The 17199-nt window shown below is 60.4% G+C and carries 12 protein-coding genes, 1 tRNA gene and 1 pseudogene; 8 read left to right on the top strand and 6 right to left on the bottom strand.

The features are described from left to right. Positions 1 to 2: 2 nt before the first annotated feature. Entirely contained in the window at positions 3 to 695 is a 693-nt protein-coding gene (rpiA, locus tag JF539_RS06265; RefSeq protein ID WP_207139466.1) for a ribose-5-phosphate isomerase RpiA, read from the bottom strand. Between the two features lie 514 nt (positions 696 to 1209). Here rpiA and JF539_RS27970 point away from each other — a divergent pair. After that, positions 1210 to 2853 carry a methyl-accepting chemotaxis protein gene (locus JF539_RS27970; protein WP_328809205.1) on the top strand — a complete coding sequence of 548 codons (1644 nt, stop codon included), beginning with the start codon at positions 1210 to 1212 and terminating at the stop codon, positions 2851 to 2853. Between the two features lie 83 nt (positions 2854 to 2936). Beyond that, complete coding sequence (gene gph, locus JF539_RS06255) at positions 2937 to 3608, top strand: phosphoglycolate phosphatase (protein WP_207139464.1); 672 nt, start codon at positions 2937 to 2939, stop codon at positions 3606 to 3608. A 109-nt stretch (positions 3609 to 3717) separates the two neighbouring features. Here gph and JF539_RS06250 read toward each other — a convergent pair whose 3' ends face one another. Together JF539_RS06250 and JF539_RS06245 are read right to left on the bottom strand one after the other, a co-directional pair. After that, positions 3718 to 5685 carry a DUF4139 domain-containing protein gene (locus tag JF539_RS06250; RefSeq protein ID WP_207139463.1) on the bottom strand — a complete coding sequence of 656 codons (1968 nt, stop codon included), beginning with the start codon at positions 5683 to 5685 and terminating at the stop codon, positions 3718 to 3720. A gap of 207 nt (positions 5686 to 5892) precedes the next feature. Beyond that, entirely contained in the window at positions 5893 to 6252 is a 360-nt protein-coding gene (locus tag JF539_RS06245; protein ID WP_207139462.1) for a helix-turn-helix domain-containing protein, read from the bottom strand. Between the two features lie 680 nt (positions 6253 to 6932). On the opposite strand from JF539_RS06245, the gene JF539_RS06240 reads away from it, so the two are divergent. Next, a tRNA-Val gene (locus tag JF539_RS06240) sits at positions 6933 to 7007 on the top strand. A 328-nt stretch (positions 7008 to 7335) separates the two neighbouring features. Here the strand turns inward: JF539_RS06240 and JF539_RS06235 are convergent. After that, positions 7336 to 8122: pseudogene (locus JF539_RS06235) on the bottom strand (ATP-grasp domain-containing protein). Between the two features lie 539 nt (positions 8123 to 8661). Between JF539_RS06235 and JF539_RS06230 the strand changes: the two are divergent. The 5 genes from JF539_RS06230 to JF539_RS06210 all read left to right on the top strand — a co-directional run bounded on the left by JF539_RS06230 (position 8662) and on the right by JF539_RS06210 (position 15582). Beyond that, a complete protein-coding gene (locus tag JF539_RS06230; protein WP_207139461.1) occupies positions 8662 to 9420 on the top strand; it encodes an ABC transporter ATP-binding protein in 759 nt (252 codons plus the stop codon). Positions 9421 to 9422: 2 nt separating this feature from the next. Next, complete coding sequence (locus tag JF539_RS06225) at positions 9423 to 11786, top strand: ABC transporter permease (RefSeq protein WP_207139460.1); 2364 nt, start codon at positions 9423 to 9425, stop codon at positions 11784 to 11786. A gap of 10 nt (positions 11787 to 11796) precedes the next feature. Next, the gene (locus tag JF539_RS06220) at positions 11797 to 13002 is read left to right on the top strand and encodes an efflux RND transporter periplasmic adaptor subunit (RefSeq protein WP_207139459.1); all 1206 of its coding nucleotides are present in this window, start codon (positions 11797 to 11799) and stop codon (positions 13000 to 13002) included. Positions 13003 to 13273: 271 nt separating this feature from the next. Beyond that, complete coding sequence (locus JF539_RS06215; RefSeq protein ID WP_207139458.1) at positions 13274 to 13564, top strand: hypothetical protein; 291 nt, start codon at positions 13274 to 13276, stop codon at positions 13562 to 13564. 152 nt (positions 13565 to 13716) lie between these two features. Beyond that, entirely contained in the window at positions 13717 to 15582 is a 1866-nt protein-coding gene (locus JF539_RS06210; RefSeq protein WP_207139457.1) for a tetratricopeptide repeat protein, read from the top strand. 4 nt (positions 15583 to 15586) lie between these two features. On the opposite strand, the gene JF539_RS06205 is transcribed toward JF539_RS06210, so the two are convergent. Together JF539_RS06205 and JF539_RS06200 are read right to left on the bottom strand one after the other, a co-directional pair. Then, on the bottom strand, positions 15587 to 16465 hold the full coding sequence (locus tag JF539_RS06205; protein WP_207139456.1) for a class I SAM-dependent methyltransferase: 879 nt from the start codon (positions 16463 to 16465) through the stop codon (positions 15587 to 15589). An 18-nt stretch (positions 16466 to 16483) separates the two neighbouring features. Continuing rightward, positions 16484 to 17188 (bottom strand): cytidylyltransferase domain-containing protein, encoded by a 705-nt coding sequence (locus JF539_RS06200; protein WP_207139455.1) that lies wholly within the window; start codon positions 17186 to 17188, stop codon positions 16484 to 16486. Positions 17189 to 17199 lie beyond the last annotated feature (11 nt).

Raw genomic sequence — 17199 nt, 5'->3', positions numbered from 1 at the left:
AATCAGAGGGGAAAGACGGTCTTTACCCCATCTTCCGCCGCCACGTAAGCCTTTGTTGCAAGTTGAATGAACAGCCCATGGTCGACGACGCCTGGAATCGCGACCAGACGATCCGCGAGGGCTTTCACGTTTTTGATTTCCTGAAGATGCGCATCCAGAATGAAATGGCCGCCATCCGTTTCAAAAGGCTGCGCCGCTCCTCCGCGTAACGTCAGCGTTTGTGGCAGATCCAGGCCGGCGAGGACATTCAGGATCGCAAGCCTGGTCGATTCCAGACCGAACGGTACGACTTCGATCGGCAGCGGAAACCGGCCAAGGACCGGGACCTGCTTGCTGGCGTCCGCGATGACAATCATCTGGCCGGAGGCCGATGCCACGATTTTTTCCCGAAGCAAGGCACCGCCACCGCCTTTTACGAGGGCGAGGTTCGGATCGAGTTCGTCCGCGCCGTCGACCGTCACATCAAGCTGCGGCATCTCATCGAGCGTCGACAGCCGGATACCGAGTTCCATAGCCAGTTTCCGGGTTCGTTCCGATGTCGGCACACCGACGATGTCGAGCCCTTCCCGGACACGCCGGGCAAGCGCCTTTACGAAAAACTCCGCCGTTGAACCGGTGCCGATTCCAAGCCGCATGCCGGATTCGATATCATCCACGGCGCGTTCCGCAGCTTGCCGTTTAAGTTCGTCGCTCATTCTCACTACCTTCAGCCACGCTCCGTCGGGCAGACCGCAGCCAGTCAACTCCCCCTGGCCGCCGGGTGCTTAGCATGGCCGACATCCGCCGGTCCAGTGACATTCCCCATTTCAACAAGGAACGACCAGCAGTCTTTTTCTGATCGCGCTTTCAGAGTCTGCCAGCCCGGGTCGCGTCCCATGCGACCGTCTTTCCAAGGCGTTTTTGCCAGAGGGCGGATCGAAGGTGCCTCGGGGTATTGTCCATGTCACGCACCGCTGCGTCGAACGGCCGAAAGACCGGCTGGATGGGACCCAGTCAACGCGCCTTGGTATTAACAATGATTTTAGATTACACGCCGATACTGTTTCAAATTTTCCTAGAGTTCTGGACAACCATAACGCGATGAACCTCTTTAAACTTAGGACTCGTCAAACTAACAAGAGCGCCTTTCACGAGGTAAATCCTCCTGACCTTGCGGCATCACCTGAAACGGGGTCTGTTGAACCCTCTAAGGAAAACCCACACGATCAAGTGGCGTTTGTTCTGGACAGCCTTGAAGACGACCTGCAAGTCGCGGCCAAGACGATCGACGCGGCGGCGGAAAAGGTTCAGGAACGGCTTGTCAGTCAAATGGGCAAGCTTGAAACCATCCGCGACGACAGCAAGTCGCTGGTGGACCAATCTGCTCTCGCCGGCGAAAACGCCAACGGACTCGCCGCATCCATTCAGGACCTGACCACCTCAAGCAGCGAAATCGGGTCTCAGGTTGCCCTCTCCGGCCAGCTTGCCGGCGAAGCGCGCGATGTCGCCGACCAGGTCAATCAGGGTGTGCTGGAACTGAAAAGAGCCATCGACGATATCGCGAATGTGGTTGGCCTGATCTCGGACATCGCGAAACAGACCAACCTTCTTGCTCTCAACGCGACGATCGAGGCGGCCAGGGCAGGCGAAGCCGGCAAGGGTTTTTCCGTCGTTGCAAGCGAGGTCAAGGCGCTCTCCGTGGAGACCCAATCCGCAACCGAACAGATTGTCGCCAATATCGACCGGCTCAACCAGTCGGCGGAGCACAATCTCGGTTCGGTCAACCGGATCATCGAAGTGATCGGCAGGATCCGGCCGAGCTTCGCCGCGGTCGAGGACGCGGTACAGTCCCAGGTCGAAACCACCGGCAAGATCGGCGAGCAGGCCAACCAGACCGCCGAATTCGTGCAGGAGGTGGTCCGCCGCGTCGAGGGGATCACGGCGTCCGCCCAGGCGGCGGAGGAAGGTGGAATGCTTGCCCGCGAGTCAGGAGCCGAAATGAGCGCGGCCACCAAGGCGCTGCGGGCCCGGTTCTCGATGATGATCCGGCAGACGGAAGCCGGCGACAGGCGTCAGCACGACCGGCTGCCCGTCAAGCTCTCCGGAACGATGACAAACGGATCCATCTCCGCGCCGATCGAGACACATGACCTCTCCGATGGCGGCCTCCTGTTCGTGGTCAAGAACGGCACACCGCCGCGTCCCGGGAGCAGGATCGGTCTCAATATTTCCGGCCTGGGACAGGTGGAAGCACAGGTCACAGCACTTTCCGAACAAGGCTGCCACGGCCGCTTCGTCAACCCGGATGGGTCGTTCCGGAATGCGCTCGACCGGGAAATCGCCGCGACCCACGACAGCTATGCGAAGGAAGTCGAAATCGCGCAGTCTGGCGCAGCCCGCATCACCGAGGCGATGGAAAAGCTGCTTGAAGAAGGCAAATTGACGACCGACGACCTGTTCGACACCAACTACCTGCCGGTCGCGGGAACCGATCCGCAGCAGGTCACGACCCGTGCCCTTGGACAACTGGAAAACATACTTCCGGAAATCCAGGAAGACATTCTGGGCAAGAACCAGGGCATGGCCTTTTGCGCCACCGTCGACCGCAACGGCTATCTGCCGGTGCACAACCTGATCTACTCCAAGCCGCAAAAACCCGGAGATCCCGTCTGGAATGCGGCCAACTGCCGGAACAAGCGGATCTTTGACGACCGGGCAGGCCTGAGCGCGGCGCGCAATACGCGGCCGTTCCTGATCCAGACCTATGCCCGCGATATGGGCGGCGGCAACATTGTCTGGATGAAGGAGATCGACGCCCCGATCGTCGTCCAGGGCCGCCACTGGGGCGGGTTCCGCAGCGCCTACAAATTATAGAAGGGCGTTCCCGGCAAGGTGTGGCTTGCGGACGGGACGATCACCGGCTAGGCAGAGCCGGCAGTTTCAGTTCCGGGGATCACATGTCTGTTCTGGTTTTCGATCTGGATGGCACGCTCGTGTCGTCCATGGAGGATCTCGTCGCCACGCTGAACGCGGTCATGACCGCCGCCGGCCACGCCGCGATACCTCAGGAAGAGGTCGCGCATATGGTGGGTCTGGGCGCGAAGGTCCTGCTCCAACGCGGTCTGGAGTTCAACGGCATCTCCTGGACCGATGAGACCGTCGCTCCGCTCTACCGCCACTTCCTCGAGCATTACGCCGACAATATCGCCGTTCATACCAGACCGTTCGAAGGCGTGGTTGCGGCGTTGGAAACGTTCCGCGGCGATGGCTGGAAACTGGCTGTATGCACCAACAAGGCGGAGCGGCTGACCCTGCCCCTGCTTGCGGAACTGGACCTTGCGAGACATTTCGATGCGGTTGTCGGCGGCGACACGTTTTCCGTTGCCAAGCCTCACCCCGAGCCTGTTCTCGGTGCCATCGAACGCGCCGGGGGCCAGGTCGCGGGCTCGATCATGATCGGCGACAGCGGCACGGATATCTCCGCCGCGCGCAACGCCGGCATTCCCGTCGTCGCCGTCGACTTCGGCTACACGCCGGTCCCTGTCAGCGAACTCAATCCCGACAGGGTGATCTCCCACTTCAATGAACTTGAGGCGGCGGTTGACAGCCTTTCAAGCCGGACCGTCTAGGACGAAAACCCAATGCAGATCGCGTTGCGTCGTCATTGCTTTTCGCAGTCTGAAATCGATGATTTCAGCTAAAAGCGATGCAGCAAAATCCGGTTGAACACGTCGCGCCCTAAAATGCCCGGATCGCGTCTCCAAGGGTCTGGCGTATTTCTGCCTGCCGCGTCTTCAGATCCGAGATATCCGTATCGATCGCCTCGATCCGCGTTTCCGATTCAGACAGTTTGAGAGCGGCGCGCTTGTAAAGATCCGCGCCCGGCTGAAGAGCGGCCAGATTGGCGCGATGCCGCTGCTGGTCGGCCATCTCCTCGTCCTTTCCGGCCTGCAACTGCCGGATCCGCCGCTCGACCCGGGCGATTTCCGATTGCAGTCCGGCCAGTTCCTTCAGTTTTTCCGCTACCTCGGGCTCCGGTGTCCGCGTCGACAGGCTGAGAAGTTCTTCCGCACCGGTCGAAACGAGCCTGTAGGTCTCGTTCAACGTACGTTCTGACAGGGCCGTGACCGTCTCCGTCGCGCCTTCGGCAACCTCGATTTTCAAGCGGTGATGGGTTGCCGTGTCGTCGAGATGCTGCGGCGAGGAAAACTCCCATCCCGGCCGTTTGGGATGTTCGACAACAACGGTTCGGTCGGCGTCCGGCGCGCCCTGGATGACATAGGCAACGGACGCCCGCTGGCGGATGGTGGCGGTCAGAACGCCGTCGGCCACCTTGACCTCGCTGATCCGGTTGTCGGGAAACGCGGTCTGCTTGACGCGAACCTTCTTGTCGGTGGCAAAGCTCGCCAGCCGGCTCTCGCCAGACGGCATGCCGTTGATCTGAGCGTCGCCGACATAGCCTTCCCTTTCATCGTAAACGGTCAGGATGCCCTTGGGCAGGCTGGTGTCCGTCTCGTTCTTGATCAGGATCGCGGCGATCGGATGCTCAAGTCCGCTTTCCGGCTGAAATACGGATACGGTTTCGGCGGAGACGACCCGGTCGACAATCGGTGCGGAGAGCGTTTGACCGCGTTCCAGATCGACAGGCCAGGGCAGCGTGAAGGAAGCGGTCACCGCGCCTTCGCTTGCCTCGCCCACGTTTGCGGACGCGACATTGTAGGCCATGGGAGCCGGCGCGGCTTCGGCCACCGGCGCGGCAAGCCGGGCAAGCCCGGTCGCCCGGTTGCGAACTTCCTCAATGCCGAAGCCGTCCAGGGACGCCTGGGCACCTGAGTCCGCGCGCGGAACGTAACCGGCCGACACATCCACGGGCACCTCCCGCCGCTCCCGCCAGTAAAGATCGTGCAGCCGCTGTTTCAGCGTGACCGGCGCGCCGGAGGAGAGCGTCACGGTGACGTTTTCCCAGTCCTCTCCGCTGGCGTTTTCCAGAACCGCCCAGGCCTGAAGCCTTGCCGTGTCATCGGCCATGGTCACGACCCGGTAGGCGGTTTTCCAGATCGGTGTCGGTACCACATAGGAGACGGCAACCTCGCGCGCACCCTCGCCCGCGACCTTCAGCGCAACATTGCGGGCACCGTCGGCCTTGCCGTTGCCAACCGCCGACAGGGCCTTGGCCACCTGGTTCTGGATATCGGCGTCGAGAAAGGTGATTTCCGTATCGGGCTCCAGTTCGACTCCGACGATCCGTCCCTGGCTCAGGACCGAAACCACGGCAACCTGTCCCTGGTCTCCCCGGTCGCGGACGGAGACGCCCAGCACCAGCCCCTCCACGTCGGACCCTGCCCGGTCCAGCCGGACACCGGTACCCTGGAGCTTCGACAGCAGTTGCGCCGGCGACTGCAGATCCTCCTTGGAAAATGGCAGGTTCTTGAAGGTTTCGGCAAGCGGGCTCGGTCCGGGCAACGTGATGCCTTCCACCACGCCCGCCTCGTCGAAGACGACGATGCTCTTCAGAACGTCGTTCACCTGATCCAGCGGCACCGTCATGTTGATCAGTCCCGAACTGTCGATATCCGCCTTGCGGACGACCTCGGCCAGGCCGCCGGAAGACAACGTGATGCTGGTAATCGGGCCATTTTCTGCGGCAAGGGCGGCAAGCGAGGTTGAAAACAAAAGAAGAGCGGTAGAAGAAACGCGAAAAATCATAAGAAATACTCCGAAAAACGACGGGCATTCAGATGGTTATGCGCCGAATAAGGCGTTTTCGCGGAGGAAGCGGGGATTGAAGTGCCAAAAGAGGGTGGCGAGACCGGCGCTAACGCGAACTCAACCGTCTTGTTCACGATGCCATGCCGCCCCTGGAAAAACCCGCCACTCCGCAGAGTGACGGGCAAGTTCTTTGTAAGCTCGGACTCAGCCGCGGCGGATCTTCAGCTTCATGTCATCGCTGAGAAAGTACCCGCGATCCGGCAGCCAGCTGATTTCGATCCCGTGCGGCTTGAGTTTACGCCGCAAAAGACAGACATGCACAGGGACGTTTCTCACGTCCGGCCCGCCGTCGTCCCTGTCCCAATAGAGTGCCGCGTGCAAACTCTCTTTTTTGCCGGGACGCTTCAGTAGAAAGCGCAGCATTTCCGACTGAATTTGCGACAGGTCCCATTCCTGGGGGAAGCTGACGACCCGATCGGAGACGAGCCCCTCAAGTTCCGCAATTCGAGCGTCCTTGACGTCGAGCAGGTCCCGGAGCCGGGCGTTTTCCTGGTTTAGATCCATCGGACTGCCTACCCGTGCCGACGTTGAACCGCGCGGGTCGGCTTAACGGCCGCTTCAACGGCTTCTGCTTCCGGCCGGTGTGCCGGTATTTTCAGATGAAGAGTGTCGTACATGTTTTCCTTGCTACTGAGCTTGGTGAAAGCCGCTGGGAGAACGAAAGACGACCCAGCGAAACAATACACCTCGGGCGCATTGATCGTTGTTGATTCTGCATTGCCAGCACGTAGGCTTCGTCGCACAACAAGTACACAATCATATGCGTACTTTTATTACTGTTATTTTTTACCCGCTCTACGCCGCATTACCATGACGCCCTGCTCCTTGACGGAAACACACTCACAAACAAGGCTTCGAATGCTTGATTCTCGCGTAGCGGTTGCTGTACCTGGAGTCCTGTAATCGCTGTCACCAAGCTCAACAACATCATTATCGGATTTAGTCACAGAGTTCGCGGTTTGTGGATTAAGGCCCGTGGATTGAGGACCATGAACAGATGCGCAGGTCCAACCTTCGTATTGCTTTTGTGGCCCTCAACCGGCTCGAAAACAGTCATCTTCGTTAAAGGCGTCATCGTCCGGTCAGACGCTTTTTTTAAGTGGTCTCAAAGAGGAACCCCGCATAAAAAGGGCCTTGCCTCGGTGGACGAATTAACGTAGACACCCGCAATCCACGAGCATCAAGGGCGATTAGCTCAGCGGGAGAGCATTCCGTTCACACCGGAAAGGTCACTGGTTCAATCCCAGTATCGCCCACCATTTTTTCAATAACCTAGCGGTATTTTGCGGACTTCTCTTCGGTTCCCGCGAACGATCCTGCGTCCAATTCATCGACCGGCCAGAGCGCTGCGTTGGCCGAAACTAAAGGCCGGATCGCAGAAATCGTGGTGAAGCCTCACCGCATTCAGCAGACATGCGAAACGCTCGCGGTCAAAACCCTGTTCAGACGCTTTTTCGCAAAGAAGGTTTCGGGGCAGGTTCGCAAAAACTTGGCTGAAGACCGCTTGCCCGTATCATCGTTTTCCCACCAACCGACAATACGAGTGTCGGAGCCGAAAACCAGTGACCGAAAACGCGGGAAAGCTGACTAGTTTCGGTCCAGCCCTTCAATAGCGGAGGCAAGCTGCATGAAGTCTGCGGCGTAAAAGCCAGCGGCATTGATGCAGTTCGTTTCAAGGAGTTTCAGGCCCTCCTCGGTTCGGCACACGTCGATAACGTAGGCCGGTGAGTACCCGGGATTGACCTCCACCATGCGACGGGCAAATTCCAACGCATCGTCGTCAATCTCGTGCCGGTAGACAACGCGCCTCCCCTCTTTGTAAAGCGACCACGTGACCACCTGCCCCTCAACGATCCAGAGACGCCATTCCTTGAGGATGTGAACGGGTTTAGTGAGCATGAGCCGCGTGTCATGTCGCAAGGAGCCATTCGGAATTTCAGCTTCGTCCAGCAGAAGCACCTGTTCAGCCAGACGGATTAACTCCGCGCTTGTCTTGACGTTTCCAGGCTCTTCCTTGCTGTCATCGACAGGGCGCACGAACCACTCCCGTTCATCGCCCGCGAGCCTCTCAGGCGCCTCCTGGAGAGTTAGAAAAAGCGCATCCGCCCCGTTGAGAAGGAAAGGATGCCATGCCTGTTCGTGAACGAAGGGACGAAGCCTGAACACGCCCGGATAGTACCCCTTGGAGCCAGCGTATCTCCACAGGGTATATGACCCGAACAAGATCACCTGATCAGGGTTGTCAACGACCGGTTCAGGAACAAGCTCTCCAACGAAGGGGACAACCTTGTTGCCATGAGTACGCAATGCCAAGCCGGTCAAGGGCTTCAGCCAGCTTTCCGGTGTCTTCGAACTTCTGTAGTATCCACTGCATTGGGTCACAAACCAACTTCTCTGAACCACAGAAGAGCAGCTCACCTCATAGGAACGCAGAGACGACCGTCTATCCGTCAGATCAAGGGACGCTCTCCTTGGTGATCCCATCACTACACCAGATTGCGCCGGGTTACATATTCACCTTTGCCAGATCGTCCAAGCTGCATCCACCCCACCTTTCCATACCACGCCGGCGAACATGGGAAATCATGCTTCGACCACAAGCGCGTACAGACCTCTGGCCAGACTGCCGATTGTGACTGAAAAGTTGCCAGACCGCGCTTCCGAACGGACGAATGTTTCGCGTCCTGCTGCTGCAAGTAATTTCAGGGCGTTGCGGTCACTGATTCAATCTCCGTATCGCCCACCACTTCTCCCGGCGTGGTACCCGCCGCGTTTTGATCGAGCGCATTTACAACAACGATAGGATGCGCAAGATAACGGGCACATGGGGTGCGTTCATTTGAAGACCGACTGTCGGGATGCAATCTGCCTTGCGACAGTCACACCGTGTTCCCAGTCACCGGAACGGACAGCATGCAGACCGATCAACGCGAAGCGGACGATGCGCGCAAGGCTGATGCGCCCCCTGCGAAAACCGCTTTGTCGGCGCGCGGACTGACAAAGGTTTACGGCACGGGCGAGCTGGCCGTCTGGGCTCTGCGCGGCGTAGATCTGGATTTACGCGAAGGCGAACTTGTTGTCTTGCTCGGCGCGTCGGGCAGCGGAAAATCGACGCTCTTGAACATAGTGGGCGGGCTCGACCGGCCGACGGAAGGGTCCGTCCATTTCGACGGAGCGGAAATCACACGCTTCAACGATGCCCGGCTGACCCGTTACCGCCGAGATCACGTCGGCTTCGTGTTCCAGTTCTACAATCTCGTGCCGAGCCTGACGGCGGAGGAAAACGTCGCGCTGGTGACCGAAATCGCACCCAATCCGATGAAACCGTCCGAAGCCCTCGGTCTGATCGGTCTCGGCGACCGCCAGACGCATTTTCCGGCCCAGTTGTCCGGCGGCGAACAGCAGCGGGTGGCGATCGCCCGCGCAATCGCGAAGCGGCCGCGCATCCTGTTGTGCGACGAACCGACCGGCGCGCTGGACAGCCAGACCGGGGTCGTGGTGCTGGAAGCGATCGAACGGATCAACAGGGAACTCGGCACCACCACCGCGCTGATCACTCACAATGCCGGGATCTCGGCCATGGCGGACCGGGTGATCCGGCTCGCCGACGGCGCGATCCAGGATGTCAGCATCAACGGGCACAAGATCGCCGCCTCCGAGCTGAGTTGGTAGCCATGCACCCGCTCGACCGCAAACTCTTCCGCGACCTCTGGCACATCAAGGGCCAGGTGCTGGCGATTGCGCTTGTGATCGCCACCGGTGTCGGCGTCATGGTGCAGTCCCTCGGCGCGATCCAGTCGCTGCAGGCGACCGCGGACGCCTATTACGAGCGCTACCACTTCGCCGACGTTTTCGCCCATGTGAAGCGGGCGCCCAAGTCCCTGGCACGCCGGATCGCCGATATCCCCGGCGTGCAGAGCGTGGAGCCGCGAATTGTCGATTACGCGACCCTGGACATCGAAGGCTTCAACGAGCCCGCGACCACGTATCTCTCTTCCCTGCCGGACCTGGGACAGCCGCTGCTCAACCGGCTCGCTCTCGTCAGCGGCCGCTTCGTCGACCATTCCAATCCGGACGAGGTGATCGTCAACAAGCGCTTCGCCGAAGCGCACGGGCTGACAATCGGGGGCACGCTGACAGCGGTCATCAATACCACCAAGCGAAGCCTGCGGATCGTCGGGATCGCCTTGTCGCCGGAACATGTCTATGCGATCGGCCCGGGCGCGCTGATGCCTGACGACAAGCGCTACGCGGTGCTCTGGATGGGCGAAGCCGCCCTTGCCGGTGCGTTCGATCTCGACGGCGCCTTCAACGACGTCACGCTGACGTTGCTGCCGGGCACGGACCCTGAAGGCGTGGTGCAGCGTCTGGACACCTTGCTTGCCCGCTACGGCGGCACCGGAGCCTATGCGCGCAAGGACCAGATTTCGAACTGGTTCCTTATGAGCGAGATCGATCAGCTCAAGACCATGGCCCGTCTGCTTCCGACGATCTTTCTCGCCGTCGCCGCCTTCCTGACCAACATGGTGGTCGATCGGCTGATCGCGACGGAGCGCGGCGTCATCGGCCTCTTCAAGGCCTTCGGCTATTCCGATCTGGAAGTCGGCTGGCACTACATGAAGCTCGTCATGGTCATCTCCCTGATCGGCATTGCCCTGGGCGCGCTTCTGGGAGCCGCGCTCGGCCATTTGACCACGTCCCTCTATGCGGAAATGTACGCCTTTCCGTTTCTCCTGTTCCGGCCGCACCCCGCGAGTTTCGTTGCCGCAGGCGCCTTGAGCCTCGCCGCCGCAACACTCGGCACCGCGACAGCGGTCCGCCGGGCGGTGCGCCTTGCCCCGGCCGAAGCCATGCGACCGCCGGCACCGCAGTCCTTTTCCCGTTCGTTCCTGTCCAGCGGGCGTCTTTCCGGATTTTTCGATCAGCCGACGCGGATGATCTTCCGTCAGGTGTTCCGCTGGCCCGTGCGCTCCGGCCTGACCGTTCTCGGCATCGCCATGTCGGTCGCGGTCCTGATCATGGCGCTCCAGTGGCTCGATTCCATCAATCGGCTCATCGACGTCTATTTCGTCGCCGCCCAGCGCCAGGACGTCACCGTCGGACTGACCGAGGTCCGCCCTCCCTCAGTCCAGGAAGCCTTTAAGAACCTTCCCGGCGTCCAGGCGGTGGAAGGCGAGCGGGACGTGGACGTGCGCGCCCGTTTCGGATCGCGCTCCAAGCGCCTGTCGCTTGCCGGCATGACCGAACGGCAGGGACTTTTCATCGTCTATGACGACGCGGGCGGCGCCATCGACCTGCCGCCCGGCGGACTGGTGATCTCCTCAAAGCTCGCCGAAATCCTCGGCGCTGAACTGGGAAGCCGGATCACGCTGGACGTGCTGGAGGGCCAAAGGCCGGTCGTCGACGTGCCGGTGGTGCGCATCTTCGACACCTATATCGGCTATCCCGCCTACATGCGGCTGGAAGCGGTCAACCGGATGATGCGCGAAACCGAAGTTGTCAACCGGGTCCATCTGCGTGTCGATCCGCGAGAACAGGACGCCTTGTTCCGCAAACTGAAAGACACGCCTTACGTTGCAGCCGTCACCCTGCGACAGGCCTCGATCGATATGTTCAACGAGACCATGGCCCGGACCCTCCTGGTTTTCGTCGGCATCTTTGCTGGTTTCGCCGCCGCCCTTGCCGTCGGCGTCGTCTATAATTCCGCGCGCATCGCGCTGTCGGAACGGGGCCGGGAACTGGCGACGCTGCGGGTAATCGGCTTCACCCGCTTCGAGATATCCTACATTCTGCTGGGCCAGAGCCTGCTGTTGACAGTGCTCGCGCTGCCTGTCGGCTGCTTCATCGGCAACCGGCTTGCGCTTGGCATGGCAAGCTCCTTCAATACCGAACTCTATCGGATCCCGGCTGTGATCGAGCCCTCGTCCTACGGCTATGCGATGCTGCTCACCCTCGGGGCCGCCGTCCTGTCCGCGCTTCTGGTGCGCCGCCGCCTCGACCGTCTCGATCTGATCGCCGTTTTGAAGACACGGGAGTGAGAAAACCAAAATGAGCATACCGCTTCGCCGCCTGACGATCTGGGGCCTTGTGCTGTCGGCCGTGTCGCTCGCCATCGTCTATGCGCTCTGGCCGCGCCCGGTCGCCGTCGATCTGGCGACCGTGGAACGAGGCTCGCTGACCGTGACGATCGACGAGGAAGGAGAAACCCGGATCAAGGACATTTACGAAGTCAGCACACCTCTGACCGGGCGCGTGTTGAGGGTCGAGCGCGAAGTGGGCGACGCAGTCGTGCGCGATCAGACCATCATCGCCCAGTTGCAACCGATCGATCCGGAATTCCTCGATCAGCGGACCGAGGCCGAAATGCGCGCAGCCCTTCAGGCGGCAAAGGCGGCGAAGGACCTTGCGGAAGCGACCGTGCGCCGGGCCAAGGCGGAGCTTTCCTTCGCGGAGCGCGATCGTGCCCGTGTCCGGCAGCTCGCCGACAGGCAAACGGTTTCGGCGAAAACGCTCGACGAGGCCGAACTGGCCTATGACACTCAAAAGGCGGAACTGGCGACGGCGGAGGCGACCCTCGAAATGAAGGTCCATGAACTGGAGCGAGCGCAATCCCAGCTCCTGTCCCCCGCCGAACTGATCGCGAAACGCGATTCCTGCGTCTGTATCCCCATCTACGCACCCGCGGACGGCAAGGTCCTGGAAGTCCAGAAGGAAAGCGAGGGCGTCTTGACTGCCGGCACGGTCATCGCGTCCGTGGGCGACCCGCGCGACCTTGAGATCGTCGCCGACCTCCTGTCGGCCGACGCAGTCAAGGTCAGGCCCGGCATGCGCGTGATCTTGAGCGACTGGGGCGGCGACAACGTCCTGCACGGCAAGGTGGAGCGTATCGAACCGTTCGGTTTCACCAAGGTTTCGGCGCTCGGTATCGAGGAGCAGCGCGTCAATGTGGTGATCGAACTGACCGATTCCCCCGAGACCTATGAGAAACTTGCCCATGGCTTCCGGGTCGAGGCGGGTATCGTCCTGTGGGAGGGAACCGACGTTCTGATCCTGCCCCTGACCGCCATGTTCCGCTCCGGAGGAGACTGGGCGGTCTACGCCGTCCGGAACGGAAGAGTGGAAACCCGCAAGATCGATATCGGCCACGCGAACGGTCTTCAGGTTGAAGTCACGGGCGGGCTGGAAGACGGCGAAACCGTCGTCCTGCATCCCGGAAATCAGGTTCGCGACGGCATTGCGGTTGAGCCGCGTTAGCGAGAGAGCCCAACGCCCGGCGATCCGGGCAATCTCCTTAAAAGACAATTAAACAACCCTCACACCTCATTAACTTTTGTTAACAGCTTATTGCTAGCGTCAGGCATCGGGCTGTCGAATCGTTGGAAATTCCTTTGATCCACGCGGCCGGGAACGCAATCAGTGCCTACAAGCGACGGGAAAGTTTCACCAAATGACGATCATGGCTTTCAAAACCGGACCCGCGCTTGTTGTTGCATCTTTCCTGAGCATGTTCGTCGGAGCGTCTGCAATGGCGGAAGCAGGACCGGAGTTCACCGGCTCCGCCTCCACCTCCCGTCTCCTGGAAGACCTTGAGAAACAGAGGCTGCGCCTTGAACAGGATATCGTGAGGCTCGAGCTCATCCGCCGGGAGAAGTTGCGCTCCCTACAGCGCATGAACCGTCAGCTGGCGGTGGAAGGACAAGGCGGCGAGCGATACACGAGATCGCAATACACACCCGAGCAATACGCGCCGCAGACCCATCAAAGGCAGCAGTACAAGGCTCAGCAATATCAGGGCCAGACTTACAAGCGGCAATAGTGGCCAAGCGTTATCGGCTTCCCTCCCTGAAAGGGTCATGTAACAAAACCAGGCAATCCCCAGGGGATTTGGTCAAAACAGGCCGCAAACCTTCGTTTTGACCGTGTGCCTGCTATTGTTCTCGCAGGTGATTCCCTTCAGGCAGAGACGACATGGCCACACAAACCGCTTTGAAACCCGCGCAAGATCCGATCCGGGAAAAGCTGATCAAGGGCTTGTCCTATCAACAGGCTGGCGAGATCGAAAGAGCGAAGCGGCTCTACAAGCAAGTCCTGAAGAAAGCCCCGAAGAACGCCGACGCGCTTCATCTGCTCGGGGTGAGCTACCGGCAGCAGGGCTATCCGAAGCGCGCGCTGGAATATATCGGCAAGGCCATCGCGGTCGATCCCAACCAGTCTCCCTTTTACGCCAACCTCGCCCGGACCATGCTGGATCTGGGAACGGACGCCGACAGTCTTCTGGCCGTCGTCAACAAGGCTCTGACCCTCAATCCGAAGGAACGCGAGGCGCGCAACATCAAGGGTATTGCGCTGACCAGGAAACAGGAATTCGCGGAGGCGGAATATATCTTCCAGAGCCTTGTCGTCGAATACCCCGATTTCGCGGACGCCTATCAGAATTTCGGCACTCTGCTGATGGATGCGAAGCAGGAAGAGCATGCGATCAACTTCTTCACCAAGGTGCTGATGCTCGATCCCGACAACGTGGACGCCTATATTCAGCGCGCCCGCTGCCGAATGAAGCTCAAGCAATACGAGCCTTCGCAATACGAGCTCTCGGAAGCCCTGGAAAAATTCCCCGGAAACAGCGATATCGAACATGAGGCCGCCCGGCTGCTGTTTTCCATGAACGAAACCAGAAAAGGCGTTGAATACGCGCGCAAATCACTGGCCTCCGATCCGGAGAACTACCACAAGGCAATCACGCTCGGCGTCTGCCTCCTGATGTATGGCGCCGTGGAAGAAGCTCTGGAAACGGTTCTGTTGGCACAGAAGCTCTCACCGCCGGACAATACGACGGTCAAATGGAACCTGTCGCTGGTCTATCTCGCCAACGGGGACCTGAAGAACGGCTGGGCCTATCACAGGGCCCGCTTCGAAGACCCCGCGACCAACGTTCACAAGCGGAAATTCGAGGTTCCCGAATGGCAGGGAGAGGACATCTCCGACAAGACGGTCCTGGTGTGGACCGATCAGGGGCTCGGGGACGCGCTGAAATCGGGCACCATGCTTCCCGAACTGATTTCCAGGGCGGGCAAGGTCATTGTCGAACTGTCCGAAAAGGGCGCCAAGTTCATGCAGTATTCGTTTCCCGAAGCCGTGTTCCGCCGCAGTGCCATGAACGAAGACATGACGGCCAAGAACTCGGACTACGACCTGCACGTCAACATCGGCGATATGGTGGACTTTTTCCGGCAGGACCTCGACGCCTTCAAGAACGCCCCCTGCCCTGTCTACACTTTCGAAAAGGATCGGGCGCGCGCGTATCTGAACCGCCTTCCCGGGCATGAGGCCAAACCGGTGATCGGTTTCTCCTGGCGCTCGAAGAACCTCGCCGCCAACCGGGCGCGGTACTATCTGTCAGCCCCCGGGATTGCCCCCGTTCTGGAATCCCGTGACGCGATTTTCGTGAACCTGCAATATTCGGCGCTCGACAAGGAACTCGATTTCTTCAAGGCGCAGTTCCCGGAAAGGTTCAACGTTCTGGAGGACGTGGATCTCTTCGACGATCTTCTCGGTGCCGCCGCGCTGACGGCCTGTTGCGATTTCGTCGTTTCCGCCAACACCAGCGTTGCGGACATGGCGGGCATCCTCGACGTACCGGCCATTCGTTTCGGCCAGCAGGAACCGGCATTGCTTCTGGGCCAGAAAAACCCGCCCTGGTATCCGTCGATGACCTACATGCACCCGTACGTGGACCGGCCCTGCTCGGACTTCGTTCCCGAGATCATCGCGGAACTGGACAGGCATCTGGAAGACTGGACGCCCGAGCGCCGGAACAAACGCCTGGGGATTTGACCTGTCAGGCAGGATTGCGCGCGATCGCGACCAGCGTATCCGTTGCATCGATCCTGTTGAGAGCCGCTTCATAGGCGTTCGTCAGATCGGCAGTATCCAGCGCGGCAAGCGCGGATTTGTGGCCTCCGGGCCTGGCTGAGGAAAGCCAGGTCAGGTGATTGGACAGCGGATAGCGCTGCACACCTTCAATGGCGATCGCCTCAAACCCGGCAGCGGCCAGAAGACGCCGCAGACTGTCTCGGGTATGCAGAACCAGGTGCTGGCTCCACAGGGTGAAGCCCTTGAAGGCTTCGCAGCTCAAGTCCCGCAGCAGAAAATCGTTGGCGTGCGGCACTTCGATCACCGCTGTGCCTCCGGGCTTCAGGACACGCCGCAAGGCACCGAGTACCGGCAAGGGTTCCGGCAGGTGTTCCAGAACGTGAAAGCTGACCGCCGTGTCCAGGCTCCCATTCTCCAGTGCCTCAAGCGACGTGTGGCAGCGAATGCCATCCCTGTTCAAGGCTTCGACATAGTCCCTCTGAAGTTCCACACCGCACAGGGACAGGGTTTCGTCCTGTACTTTCCTCAGAAAACTGCCGTCTCCACAGCCGAAATCGACGATGGTCCGACCACAGACGAAAGGCCTGTAGGCGGTGGCACGCCGCTCCGCGTCGCGGGCAATTTCGTAATCGCGCGACCCGGATTTCGCCAGGTTTTTCTCGCGGTATCCGCCTTCCTCGTAAACCTCGTCTCCGCCGTAAAACCCGTCGATATAGATCACGCCCGAGCGGCGGTCCCGGTAAACGGTGACATCGTCCCGGTCGCGCGTGCCCTCGGAGTAGACTTCCCTGTCCTCCTCGCGCGCGGCGCCGATCTCATGAAGGGTTTCAAAAATGGTCGTCATGACGGCCTGCCTCGTGTTTCAGTTTGAACCGCCTAGCGGGACACGCCCGGAGGCCTTGGCAAAGGCTTCAAGCGCAATCCAGTCCCGCGGCGTATCGAGATCGATCTCCGTCGCGTCCGCGAGAACGACCGGCACGCTCTTGCCGAAGAAGCGCTGGCCCGCCGCGCGAAAGCCGTCCTTCCGGAGCGCATAGATCGCCCCGGTCTCGCGAAACTGCTCCGGCCGGTCCTGACGGCGCTGGCGTGGCCTGGTCGCGTCGTGGTTGACCCCTACGCCCGTACCGTCGGCGGCGATTTCCCACAGGAAGGCATGAACCTCAACGACCGAAAAGGCGGTATCCGCCTCCAGGTGCTCCCGGGCACGCACCACAAGATCGATTTCGTCCGAGGTCGTCAGGGGCGATGTGCATTGCAGGAAGACGATGGTGTCCGCCGCCCTGCACGCCTCACTGGTTTCGATGGTGTGCAGCAGCGCGGATTCCGAAGACGCCGTGTCACCCGATATCTCCGCCGGCCGCAGCACAGGAATAGCGCCTGCCTGTTCCGCCACGGCGAGGATCTTGGGGTCATCGCTGGTCACGATCACATCGTTTACGCTCTCCGCGGCGAGCGCGGCGCGGATCGTGTGGACGACGAGAGGCTCTCCCAGGAAAGGCTTGATGTTCTTCCCCGGAATGCCCTTGGACCCACCCCGGGCGGGAATGATCGCAACACTGCGTTTCATGAGGCTCTGCC

This window comes from Roseibium aggregatum (genome assembly GCF_017309185.1).
Taxonomy (GTDB): domain Bacteria; phylum Pseudomonadota; class Alphaproteobacteria; order Rhizobiales; family Stappiaceae; genus Roseibium; species Roseibium aggregatum_B.
Note: the sequence above shows the minus strand (reverse complement) of the source record. Positions and strands in the feature narration are given on the sequence as shown.

Excerpts from the sequence above, each read along its gene's own strand:
- rpiA (WP_207139466.1), bottom strand. The coding sequence starts at position 695 with ATGAGCGACGAACTTAAACGGCAAGCTGCGGAACGCGCCGTGGATGAT.
- gph (WP_207139464.1), top strand. The coding sequence starts at position 2,937 with ATGTCTGTTCTGGTTTTCGATCTGGATGGCACGCTCGTGTCGTCCATG.
- JF539_RS06250 (WP_207139463.1), bottom strand. The coding sequence starts at position 5,685 with ATGATTTTTCGCGTTTCTTCTACCGCTCTTCTTTTGTTTTCAACCTCG.
- JF539_RS06245 (WP_207139462.1), bottom strand. The coding sequence starts at position 6,252 with ATGGATCTAAACCAGGAAAACGCCCGGCTCCGGGACCTGCTCGACGTC.
- JF539_RS06230 (WP_207139461.1), top strand. The coding sequence starts at position 8,662 with ATGCAGACCGATCAACGCGAAGCGGACGATGCGCGCAAGGCTGATGCG.
- JF539_RS06225 (WP_207139460.1), top strand. The coding sequence starts at position 9,423 with ATGCACCCGCTCGACCGCAAACTCTTCCGCGACCTCTGGCACATCAAG.
- JF539_RS06220 (WP_207139459.1), top strand. The coding sequence starts at position 11,797 with ATGAGCATACCGCTTCGCCGCCTGACGATCTGGGGCCTTGTGCTGTCG.
- JF539_RS06215 (WP_207139458.1), top strand. The coding sequence starts at position 13,274 with ATGGCGGAAGCAGGACCGGAGTTCACCGGCTCCGCCTCCACCTCCCGT.
- JF539_RS06210 (WP_207139457.1), top strand. The coding sequence starts at position 13,717 with ATGGCCACACAAACCGCTTTGAAACCCGCGCAAGATCCGATCCGGGAA.
- JF539_RS06205 (WP_207139456.1), bottom strand. The coding sequence starts at position 16,465 with ATGACGACCATTTTTGAAACCCTTCATGAGATCGGCGCCGCGCGCGAG.
- JF539_RS06200 (WP_207139455.1), bottom strand. The coding sequence starts at position 17,188 with ATGAAACGCAGTGTTGCGATCATTCCCGCCCGGGGTGGGTCCAAGGGC.